Annotated in this window: 14 protein-coding genes; 7 read left to right on the top strand and 7 right to left on the bottom strand. The window is 73.6% G+C overall.

Annotation, left to right across the window (positions count from 1 at the left end; translation table 11 throughout):
- Positions 1-185: 185 nt before the first annotated feature.
- Entirely contained in the window at positions 186-1,223 is a 1,038-nt protein-coding gene (locus tag DZF91_RS17815) for an NAD(P)H-dependent glycerol-3-phosphate dehydrogenase (RefSeq protein WP_117358585.1), read from the bottom strand.
- Entirely contained in the window at positions 1,220-2,170 is a 951-nt protein-coding gene (locus DZF91_RS17810) for a lysophospholipid acyltransferase family protein (RefSeq protein WP_117358584.1), read from the bottom strand. Before DZF91_RS17810 ends, DZF91_RS17815 begins: the two co-directional genes overlap by 4 nt.
- 89 nt (positions 2,171-2,259) lie before the next feature.
- On the opposite strand from DZF91_RS17810, the gene cofC reads away from it, so the two are divergent.
- Positions 2,260-2,931, top strand: coding sequence for a 2-phospho-L-lactate guanylyltransferase (gene cofC / locus DZF91_RS17805; RefSeq protein ID WP_407920917.1), 672 nt, complete (start codon positions 2,260-2,262; stop codon positions 2,929-2,931).
- A gap of 124 nt (positions 2,932-3,055) precedes the next feature.
- Complete coding sequence (locus DZF91_RS17800; RefSeq protein ID WP_117358582.1) at positions 3,056-3,259, top strand: hypothetical protein; 204 nt, start codon at positions 3,056-3,058, stop codon at positions 3,257-3,259.
- 145 nt (positions 3,260-3,404) lie between these two features.
- Here DZF91_RS17800 and DZF91_RS17795 read toward each other — a convergent pair whose 3' ends face one another.
- The 4 genes from DZF91_RS17795 to leuC all read right to left on the bottom strand — a co-directional run bounded on the left by DZF91_RS17795 (position 3,405) and on the right by leuC (position 6,368).
- Entirely contained in the window at positions 3,405-3,683 is a 279-nt protein-coding gene (locus DZF91_RS17795; protein WP_117358581.1) for an HU family DNA-binding protein, read from the bottom strand.
- A gap of 158 nt (positions 3,684-3,841) precedes the next feature.
- Positions 3,842-4,087, bottom strand: coding sequence for an SCO5555 family protein (locus tag DZF91_RS17790; protein ID WP_117358580.1), 246 nt, complete (start codon positions 4,085-4,087; stop codon positions 3,842-3,844).
- 281 nt (positions 4,088-4,368) lie between these two features.
- On the bottom strand, positions 4,369-4,956 hold the full coding sequence (gene leuD / locus DZF91_RS17785) for a 3-isopropylmalate dehydratase small subunit (RefSeq protein ID WP_117358579.1): 588 nt from the start codon (positions 4,954-4,956) through the stop codon (positions 4,369-4,371).
- Positions 4,957-4,970: 14 nt separating this feature from the next.
- Complete coding sequence (gene leuC / locus DZF91_RS17780) at positions 4,971-6,368, bottom strand: 3-isopropylmalate dehydratase large subunit (RefSeq protein ID WP_117358578.1); 1,398 nt, start codon at positions 6,366-6,368, stop codon at positions 4,971-4,973.
- A gap of 101 nt (positions 6,369-6,469) precedes the next feature.
- Between leuC and DZF91_RS17775 the strand changes: the two genes are divergently transcribed.
- Positions 6,470-7,189: an IclR family transcriptional regulator gene (locus DZF91_RS17775; protein WP_117358577.1), complete on the top strand. Its 720-nt coding sequence runs from the start codon at positions 6,470-6,472 to the stop codon at positions 7,187-7,189.
- A gap of 139 nt (positions 7,190-7,328) precedes the next feature.
- On the opposite strand, the gene DZF91_RS17770 is transcribed toward DZF91_RS17775, so the two are convergent.
- Positions 7,329-7,841 carry a DinB family protein gene (locus DZF91_RS17770; RefSeq protein ID WP_117358576.1) on the bottom strand — a complete coding sequence of 171 codons (513 nt, stop codon included), beginning with the start codon at positions 7,839-7,841 and terminating at the stop codon, positions 7,329-7,331.
- Between the two features lie 406 nt (positions 7,842-8,247).
- Here DZF91_RS17770 and DZF91_RS17765 point away from each other — a divergent pair, with 406 nt between their 5' ends.
- From DZF91_RS17765 to DZF91_RS17750, 4 genes are all read left to right on the top strand, one after another.
- Entirely contained in the window at positions 8,248-8,883 is a 636-nt protein-coding gene (locus DZF91_RS17765; RefSeq protein ID WP_117358575.1) for a MerR family transcriptional regulator, read from the top strand.
- 207 nt (positions 8,884-9,090) lie between these two features.
- Positions 9,091-9,477 carry a YidH family protein gene (locus tag DZF91_RS17760; RefSeq protein WP_117358574.1) on the top strand — a complete coding sequence of 129 codons (387 nt, stop codon included), beginning with the start codon at positions 9,091-9,093 and terminating at the stop codon, positions 9,475-9,477.
- Complete coding sequence (locus tag DZF91_RS17755; RefSeq protein WP_117358573.1) at positions 9,474-9,839, top strand: DUF202 domain-containing protein; 366 nt, start codon at positions 9,474-9,476, stop codon at positions 9,837-9,839. The genes DZF91_RS17760 and DZF91_RS17755 overlap by 4 nt, the downstream gene beginning before the upstream one ends.
- Positions 9,840-9,879: 40 nt before the next feature.
- Positions 9,880-10,106, top strand: a 227-nt coding sequence (locus DZF91_RS17750; protein WP_328589187.1) for an NAD(P)-binding domain-containing protein, incomplete at its 3' end; no start/stop codon positions are given.

Below are 10,106 nucleotides of genomic sequence, written 5' to 3'. Positions count from 1 at the left end.
GGCCCGCGGACTCGGCCGCGGCGAGCTCGGCGTGTTCGGCCGCGCCCGCGTAGGCGAAGGCGGCCGTGCGCCACACGGGTGCGCCGACCGGCGCCTGCTGCGGGACGGCCGGCCGCGGCAGGTGCGCGGCGCGGGTGTTCTCGCCCTGCGGAACCCTGGAGGGACTACTCATCGCCCCCAGTGTGTCACGGACTGTGCTCGTCCTGGTGGCGCGTCACGCCGTAGCGCTCCGGTTTCGGCGACCGGGTGATCAGCGCGAGGCCCGCCTCCTTGACCGGCTTGCCCTCGTGCACCACCGCGACCACCTCCTCGGTGATCGGCATCTCCACCTGGTGGTTGCGGGCCAGCTCCAGCACCGCCTTGGACGACTTGACGCCCTCGGCGGTCTGCTTGGTCACCGCGGTGACCTGCTCGGGCGTCATGCCGCGGCCCAGGTTCTCGCCGAACGTCCGGTTCCGCGACAGCGGAGAGGAGCAGGACGCGACCAGGTCGCCCATGCCCGCCAGGCCGGCGAAGGTGTGCTCGTCCGCGCCCAGCGAGGCGCCCAGCCGGGCGATCTCGGCCAGCCCGCGGGTCATCAGCACGGCCTTGGTGTTGTCGCCGAAGCCGAGCCCGACCGCCATCCCGACGCACAGCGCGATCACGTTCTTCACCGCGCCGCCGAGCTCCACGCCGATCACGTCGGTGGAGGTGTAGGTGCGGAAGTACGGGGTCATCGTGGCGGCCTGGAGCCGCTCCGCGCCCGCCATGTCCAGGCAGGCGGCGACGGCCGCGCCGGGCTCGCCGACGGCCAGCTCGCGGGCCAGGTTCGGACCGGAGAACACCGCGACCCGCTCCGGCGGCGCGCCCGCGACCTCCGCGATGACCTCGCTCATCCGCTTGGTGGTGCCGAGCTCCACGCCCTTCATCAGGCTGACCAGCAGCGCGTCCGGCGGCAGGAACGGCGCCCACTCGGCGAGGTTGGCGCGCAGCGTCTGCGCTGGCACCGCGATCCCGACCACGTCCGCGCCCTCGAGGGCCTCGGCGGCGTCGGTGGTGGCCCGCATGTCCTCGGGGAGCGCGACGCCGGGCAGGTAGTCCGGGTTCTCGTGCCGCTCGTTGATCGCGTCCACGACCTCCCGGCGGCGTCCCCAGAGCGTCACCTCACTGCCCGCGTCGCACATCAGCTTGGCGACGACGGTCCCCCACGAGCCGGCCCCGAGCACGGCGCAGCGGAGCGTCACTTGGCGTCCCCCTGCTCCGCGGCCTCCACGGTCGCGGCCTCGGGCCGAGCCTCGGGCGCGCCCTCGGTCCCGGTCTTCGCCTCGGTCCCGGTCTTCGCCTCGGTCCCGGTCTTGGCCTCGGTCTCGATCCTGCTCGCGGCCTCGGGTGACTCGGACGCCGGGGGCACCTCGGGCTCCGGCGGCAGCCCGGCGGCGCGGCGGCGCTCCTCCAGGACCTTGTGGTGGTCGTACAGTTCGGCGGGCGGCTCCTCGTGGCGCAGCTCGCCCAGCAGGTCGGCGATCTCCCGCATGATGTCGTCGGTCGCGGCGCGCAGGGTGGCCTTGGTGAGCGGCCGCCCCTCGTACTTCGACAGGTCCACCGGGGGCCCGGCCACCACGCGCATGGTCTTGCGCGGGAACGGGTGGAAGCCCTTCTTCAGCCGTCCGCGCAGGCCGGTGGGCTCGCCCTTCTTGTAGGGCAGCAGCTCGTGCGCGCCCCAGTTCGCCACCGGGACGACCTTCGCGCCGGTCTTCAGCGCCATCCGCGCGACGCCGGTCTGGCCGGTCATCGGCCACAGTTCCGGATCACGGGTGCAACTGCCCTCCGGATAGAACATGAGGCATTGACCGTTGCGCAGGGCCTCCTCGGCGTCGCGTAGCGCGAGGGCGGCGTCGGAGCGGTCGCGGTACACCGGGATCTGCCCCGTCCCGCGCAGGACGGCGCGGATGACGGGCACGTCGAACAGGGTGGACTTGGCCAGGTAGACGGGGTAGCGGCCGGACTCGTACACGAAGTGCGCGAGCGCCAGCGGGTCGGACTCGGAGATGTGGTTGGCGGCGATGATCACGCCGCCCTCCGCGGGCACGTTCCCCCGGCCCCGCCAGTCCCTCTTCAGCAGCCCGAACAGCAGCGGGCGAAGGATGACGATGGTCAGCTTGCGCCAGCCGGGCGAATAACGGTGCCCCATGCCCGTCCCTCCTCGTTACCGGCCCGCGCCGGGATGAACGCGGGGTGTCCTCAAGTGTCGCGGTTGCGAGCGCATAAAGTCGAATGGCCATGTCTACAGCAGAACGCGCCGTGCCCCGCGCCGCCTGGACGCTGGTCGTCCCGGTCAAGGTGCTGGCCAGGGCCAAGACCCGGATGGCGGACGGCGCGGGCCGGCACCGCGAGGCGCTGGCGCTCGCGGTCGCGGGCGACACCGTCGCGGCGGCGCTGTCCTGCGACCGGGTCCGCGCTGTGATCGTCGTCACCGACGACCCGCTGCCCGCCGCCGAGCTGGCCGCCCTCGGCGCGACCGTCGTCCCGGACGAACCGGACGCCGGCCTCAACCCCGCCCTGGTCCACGGCGCGGGCCGGGGCCGCGAGCTGCACCCGGACACCGGCGTCGGCGCGCTCTCGGCCGACCTTCCCGCGCTGCGGCCCGCCGAGCTCGCCCGGGCGCTGGACGCGGCATCCGGGGCCGCCGAGGCGTTCGTCCCGGACGCGGCGCGCGTCGGCACCACGCTCTACACCGCCCGTCCGGGCGTGCCGTTCGCCCCGGCGTTCGGCGGCGGCTCACGCGCCGCGCACCTCGCCCGGGGCGCGCGGGAGCTGGTCCTGCCCGGCATCGACAGCGTCCGCCGCGACGTGGACACCCCCGCCGACCTCCGCGCCGCGCTCGCGCTGGGCGTCGGCCCCCGGACCGCCGCCGTGGCGGCGCTCCTCCCCGAGCCGATCATCCGCCACTAGGCGGTTCTCCCCGAGTTCCCCGCCGCCCGGCGGCTCGCCCCGTGACCGGTCCCGGTGACGCGGTCCCGGTGACGCGGTGGCGGTGTCGCGGTGGCGGTGACGCGGTGGGCAGTAGGGTCGGGGCATGCAGGCGACGGTGCGCGTGTACGACCCGGAGACCCGCTCCGGCAGCGTCCTGCTGGACGACGGGTCCGAGCTGGACTTCGACGGCGACGCGTTCGACGCGGGCGGCCTGCGGCTGCTGCGCCTCGGCCAGCGGGTGAACCTGGCGGTCGGGCCCGGCGGCCGGGTCACCGCGATCACCCTCTCCACCTTTCCCCTCCCCTGACGCCTCCCGCAGCGGACGGGCCGCGCCGGAAACCGCAGCGGACGGGCCGCGCCGGAAAAAGAATGGGAAGGGCCTTCCCCGGAAATGCATCGGCGCCCGGCCCCGCCTGAGCGGAGACCGGGCGCCGTCGCACGCGGGCAGCGTTTTACTTCTTGCCTGCCACGAGGTTCTTGAAGTCGGCGCCGGCCTTGAACTTCGGCACCGACGTCGCGGGAACGTCGATGGTCTTGCCCGTTGCCGGGTTCCGGGCCGTGCGGGCAGGCCGGTCGGCCTTCTCGAACGAACCGAACCCGGTGATCGCGACCTTGTCGCCCTTGGCGACCGTGGTCTGAATCGTTTCCAGGATCGCGTCGACGGCCTCAGCGGCGGCCTTCTTGCTGCCAAGCCGCTCGGAGATGGCGTCGACCAGCTCACGCTTGTTCATGGGTTACTCCTCTAGTTCCCCCCTTGCCCGAACGAAACTATGGGAGCCATGGCACCGACACAATCACCTGAACGCGAGAGTTCCCGTGTCGCAGGCGTTTTGGTCGGTCTCGCCCCCGTCTCGCGCGGGCGCCGGACCGCATCCGGCCACGGGGAACGCTAGCGGGCTTCGGGCGAAGACCGGAAATCGGCCTCCCGTGCGGAAAGGAAGGCGTCCAGCCTGCGGGCGGCCAGGTCAGCGTCCCGCTTGGCCAGATCGGTGATCGCCAGCAGCTGCCGGATGAGCCGCCTGCGGTCGGCCGCCGGCAGCGGCGCGACCCGCCGGTGCGCCTCCCGCAGGCGCTCGGCGAGCCGGGTGAGTTCCGGGTCGTCCCAGGCGGGTCCGTCCCACGGGACGCCGCTCATCGCGGGTCTCCTGCCACGCTCGACCCCCTTCGCGTCACGTCCGGCGTACCCACGCACACGACGAATTCTCGCCGGTGCGCGAGGACGCCGAGGCGCCCGGGGTGGCCCGCCGGGCGACGCCGCAGGTCAGAGCCGCCAGGCCCGCCACGACGAGCGGATGTGGCGGGCCTGGCGAACGGGAGGGGGCCGTGTGGACGGCACCGGGTGCCCCGCCCGCCGCCGTCGACGGTCGCGACGGTGGCGGGCCGGGCGGGCCGGAAGGAGGACGGCCGGGGCGCCGGTCAGACGGTCGTCGGGAGCAGCGCCGGACGCCGCTCCTCGAACGCGGTGATCTCGTCGGCGTGCCGCAGCGTCAGGCCGATGTCGTCCAGGCCCTCCATGAGGCGCCAGCGGGTGTAGTCGTCGATCTCGAACGGCGCGACGACGTCCCCGGCCCTGACCTCGCGGTTCTCCAGGTCCACGGTGATCTCGGCGGACGGGTCGCGCTCGGCGCGGGCCTGGATCGCCTCGACGGTCCGGGCGGGCAGGACGACCGGCAGCAGGCCCATCTTCGTGGCGTTGTTGCGGAAGATGTCGCCGAAGCGCGGCGCGACCACGACCCGGAACCCGTACTGCTGGAGGGCCCAGACGGCGTGCTCGCGGGACGACCCGGTGCCGAAGTCCGGCCCGGCGACCAGCACGGACGCGCCGTCGTACTCCGGCCGGTTCAGCACGAAGTCCGGGTCCTCGCGCCAGGACGAGAACAGGCCCTTGTCGAAGCCGGTGCGGCTGACCTGCTTGAGCCAGACGGCCGGGATGATCTGGTCGGTGTCGACGTTGCTGCGGCGCAGCGGGACCGCGCGCCCGGTGTGGGTGACGAACTTCTCCATGGTCTCCGGGTTCCTTACAGGTCGGCGGGCGCGGCCAGGCGGCCGGTGACGGCGGTGGCGGCGGCGACGGCGGGGCTGACCAGGTGGGTGCGTCCGCCGGGGCCCTGGCGTCCCTCGAAGTTGCGGTTGGACGTGGATGCGCTGCGCTCGCCGGGGGTGAGCTTGTCGGGGTTCATGGCCAGGCACATCGAGCAGCCCGCCTCCCGCCACTCGGCCCCGGCCGCCCTGATCACGGCGTCCAGGCCCTCGGCCTCGGCCTGCTTCTTGACCTCCATCGAGCCGGGGACGACCAGCATCCGGACGCCGTCCGCGACCGTCCGCCCGGACAGGACGTCCGCGACGGCGCGCAGGTCCTCGATGCGTCCGTTGGTGCAGGAGCCGACGAAGACCGTGTCCACGGCGATGTCGCGCAGCGGCGTGCCGGCGGTCAGGCCCATGTACCGGAGCGCGCGCTCGGCGGCCTGCCGCTCGGTCGGGTCGGCGAGGTCGGCCGGGTCGGGCACGGACTCGCCCAGCGGGAGGCCCTGGCCGGGGTTGGTGCCCCAGGTGACGAACGGGGTCAGCTCGGAGGCGTCGATGACGACCTCCTTGTCGAACACGGCGTCGTCGTCGGTGCGCAGGGACTTCCAGTACTCGACGGCCTCGTCCCACGCCTCGCCCTGGGGCGCGTGGGGACGGCCCTTGAGATAGGCGAACGTGGTCTCGTCCGGGGCGATCATCCCGGCGCGGGCGCCCGCCTCGATGGACATGTTGCAGACCGTCATCCGGCCTTCCATCGACAGCTCGCGGATCGCCTGGCCGCGGTACTCGATGATGTGGCCCTGGCCGCCGCCGGTGCCGATGCGGGCGATGATCGCGAGGATCAGGTCCTTGGCGGTGACGCCGGCGGGCAGCGAGCCGTTCACGGTCACGGCCATCATCTTGGGCTTGACCTGCGGCAGCGTCTGCGTGGCGAGGACGTGCTCGACCTCGCTGGTGCCGATCCCGTGGGCCAGCGCGCCGAACGCGCCGTGCGTGGAGGTGTGCGAGTCGCCGCACACGACCGTCATGCCGGGCTGGGTCAGCCCGAGCTGCGGGCCGATGACGTGGACGATGCCCTGCCCGTCGTCGCCCATCGGGTGCAGCCGGATCCCGAACTCGGCGCAGTTCTTGCGCAGCGTCTCCACCTGCGTCCGGGACACCGGGTCGGCGATCGGCGCGAGCAGGTCGGTCGTCGGGACGTTGTGGTCCTCGGTGGCGATCGTCAGGTCCGGGCGGCGGACGGGCCGTCCGGCCATCCGCAGGCCGTCGAACGCCTGCGGGCTGGTGACCTCGTGGACGAGGTGGAGGTCGATGTAGAGCAGATCCGGTTCGCCCTCCGCACGTCGCACGACGTGCGCGTCGTACACCTTCTCGGCCAATGTGCGGCCCATCGCTCCACCTCACCTGTCGTCCTGCCGGCCGCGCCCATGCGCCCGGCGTCGCTGTTCCGCCCCGACTTGCATCTCACATCGCGAGACGGCAATATCAAGACATGGACAACTCTAGCGGAGTCGGCGTTCTCGACAAAGCGGTACTCGTTCTGAACGCCCTGGAAGCCGGGCCGGCCTCCCTCGCCCAGCTCGTCCAGACGACCGGACTGGCCCGGCCGACCGCCCACCGGCTCGCCGTCGCGCTGGAGCACCACCGGCTCGTCCACCGCGACACCCAGGGCCGGTTCATCCTCGGGCCGAGGCTCGCCGAGCTGGCCGTCGCGGCGGGCGAGGACCGGCTGCTCGCGATCGCCCAGCCCGTCCTGGCCCAGCTGCGCGACCTGACGGGCGAGAGCGCCTCGCTGTTCCGCCGCCAGGGCGACGTCCGCGTCTGCGTGGCGGCGGCGGAACGGTCCAGCGGCCTGCGCGACACCATCCCGGTCGGCGCGGCCCTCCCGATGACGGCGGGCTCGGCCGCGCAGATCCTGCTCGCCTGGGAGGAGCCCGACCGCCTGCACCGGGGCCTGCGCGGCGCGAAGTTCGAGGCCACCACGCTCTCCCAGGTCCGCCGCCGGGGCTGGGCGCAGAGCGTCGGGGAACGCGAGCAGGGCGTCGGCTCGGTCTCGGCCCCCATCCGCGGGGCGGGCGGCCGGGTGATCGCCGCCGTCTCGGTCTCCGGCCCCCTGGAGCGCCTGACCCGCACGCCCGGCCGCCTGCACGCCGGTCCCGTCACGGCCGCCGCCGAGAAGATCAGCGACGCGATGCGCCGCACGACGACCTAGCGCCTCCCTCCGACCGACACCCGCCCCCCGGAATCACCCTCCCGGTTCATGAGCCGGAACCCAGCGCCGGGCCTCTCCCCTGAGGCCCGGCGCCCTGCGTCCGGGGCCGGACCCCTCAGGCACCACGACCGCCGGGTGGTCAGGCGCCCACGACGCCGTCGACGCCTTCGCGGAGGAAGTCGGCGTGCCCGTTGTGGCGGGCGTACTCCAGCAGGACGTGGACCATGACCATGCGCAGCGAGACCCGCTCGCCCCAGCGCGGCTGGTGGCCGGTCACGTCCAGCGACGCGGCCCCGCGTTCGATCCGGCGCGAGGTCTCCACCTCGGCCTCCCAGGCGGCGAACGCCTCCGCGCGGGTGGACGCGCTCGCGTCGTAGGCCGCCTGGAAGTCGAAGAGCTCGCCGGACCAGACCATGGGCGCCTCGGCGTCCTCGAAGACCCGGCGGAACCAGGCGCGCTCCACCTCCGCCATGTGCCGGACGAGCGCCAGCAGCGAGAGGGTGGACGGCGGCATCGAGCGCCGCCGGAGTTCCGCGTCGGTGAGCCCCTCGCACTTCATGGCCAGGGTCGCCCGGTGGTAGTCGAGGTAGGCCCGCAGGGTCGCGCGCTCGTCGCCGGTGACCGGCGGAGCGACGCGGTCGTCGCTGCTCATGCTCGACTTCCTCTCGGACGGGCGACGCGGCTCCGAGCCAGGGATGGGACACAGCTCAGAGGCGGAGGTAAAGCGCCACACTCTACGCGTCCCGGGCAGGTCTCGATCATCCACCGGACAGCGTCCGCCCTCGGGCCTCTCTTGGGCTGCGGCAGCCCTCCCCCTGCCCGCGCTTGGCGTGCGGCTTGGCCTCCGTTCGATCCCGCGAGGAGACCCGCCCGGCGATTAGGACTGATTTGTCAGTCTTTGCCGTCCCGGTATGCCGGGACGGCCCGGTCGTTTGTTGGATAGCGCCGGTATTCAACGCCCCTCCTGCTGGATAGTGGCGATATCCAGGCGCGGCGGCGGCAGAGCGGCGGCCCCCGGACCGGCATCGGACGGGCATCAAGGCGAGGGGTGTGGACGGGTGCAGATCTCCGAACTCAGCGACCGCAGCGGGCTGACCGTTCAGACGATCAAGTTCTACATCCGCGAGGGTCTGATGCCGAAGGGCACCTCCACCACGGTCACCCGCGCCGAGTACGACCAGCGGCACCTGGAGCGGCTGCGGCTGATCCGCGCGCTGCGCGAGGTCGGCGACCTGCCGGTGGCGTCGATCAAGAAGATCGTCACCGCCATGGAGGACGAGGCCGTCGGCCTGCACGAGCTGTTCGGCACCACCCAGTACGCGCTCGGCCCGCACATCGTCCCGCCGAACGACCCGCACTGGCGGGCGGCCCGCGAGGACGTGGACATGCTCGTCCGCGAGCTGGGCTGGAACGTCGGCGAGCGCGCGCCCGCCCGCGCGCTGCTCGCCCAGACCTTCGTGGCGCTGCGGCGGCTCGGCTTCCCCGTCACGCTCACCGACCTGCGGCCCTACGTCACCGCCGCGACCTCGGTGGCCGAGCACGAGATCAACCGGGTCGCGCTCGACAACCCGCGCACCCTGACCGTGCACGCGATGCTCGCCTCGACCGTGATCTACGAGCAGGTCCTCACCGCCCTGCACCGGCTCGCGCAGGAGGACGTCTCCGCCCGCCGCTTCACCGCCGGACGGCCCTGACCGCCGAACCTCCCGCCCCCTGAACCCTGCCCACCGAACACCCCGACCGTCGCACGCCCCGGCCCTCGGACGCCCGGCCCACCGCCCTTTCCGGCCGTGCGACCGGCGCCATTGTCACTTTTCCCGTATATCGAGTCGGAATTCTTTGCCCTTCTCCGCGACGTAATATGTGAATATTCCGGATGAAAGAGGCGAAGTGATCGGCCGATGAGCGCCCAGGACACCCCAGACCGTCCCGTCCGCTGGACCGAGCGGCTGCTCGCCGAGGGCAGCGACCCGGACCCGCGGTTCACCCTCGCCAACGAGCGCACCTTCCTCGCCTGGATCCGCACCGCGCTGGCGCTGATCGCGGGCGGCGTCGGGCTCGCGCTCAGCGGCCACCTGCTCAGCACGCCGCTGCGGCAGGGCCTCGCGGCGGCGTTCGCCGCGGTCGGGGCGGTGGTCGCGGCGCTGGCGTTCCGCCGCTGGCTGCGGACCGAGCGCGCGCTGCGCCGGGACGAGACGCTTCCGCCCCTGGTCCTCGCGCCCCTGATGTCCTACGGGCTCGCCGCCGCGGCCGTCGTCGTCCTGGTCGCCCTCCTCGCCACGCGGTGAGCGCGCCCGCCGGTCGCCGCACCCCGCCGGGCACGCGCGCGCCCGAACCGCCCCGCACGCTCTGGGACCCGGGCGCGCAGCCCGAGCGCACGTCCCTGGCCTGGACGCGGACGACCGTGGCGTTCCTGGGCGCGGGCCTGCTGTGCGTCCGGCTCGCGCCGAACGACCTGGGCGCGGCGCTCGCGGCCGTCGCCGTGTCCGGGCTGGCCGCGCTGCACGTCCACCGGACCCGGCGGAAGCGGCGTGGCCGCGGGCACCGCCTCCGCGCGGGACGTCCGGTCGCCGATCCCGCGTCGGTCCTGCTGCTGACCGGCGTGACGGTGCTGCTCGGGATCATGGGGATCGTCTTCGCCCTGCACTGAGCCTTGGATTCCGACCCGTGCCGAGCCATGCGCCTCCCGCATGGCTCCCATGAGTGATCTTCGCTGGTGGTATGGCTCGCCGCTGCCTAGCGTCATGGCCGTGAAGAAGAAGATCGCCTTTCTCGGGCTGGGCCGCATGGGCTCCGCCATGGCCGGACGGCTGCTCGCCGCCGGTCACGACCTGACCGTCTGGAACCGCTCGCCGGAGCGCGCCGCCCCGCTGGCCGGGCGCGGCGCGGTGGCCGCCGCGACGCCCGCCGAGGCCGT

The organism is Actinomadura logoneensis, from assembly GCF_003428695.1.
Classification (GTDB): domain Bacteria; phylum Actinomycetota; class Actinomycetes; order Streptosporangiales; family Streptosporangiaceae; genus Spirillospora; species Spirillospora logoneensis.
Note: the sequence above shows the minus strand (reverse complement) of the source record. Positions and strands in the feature narration are given on the sequence as shown.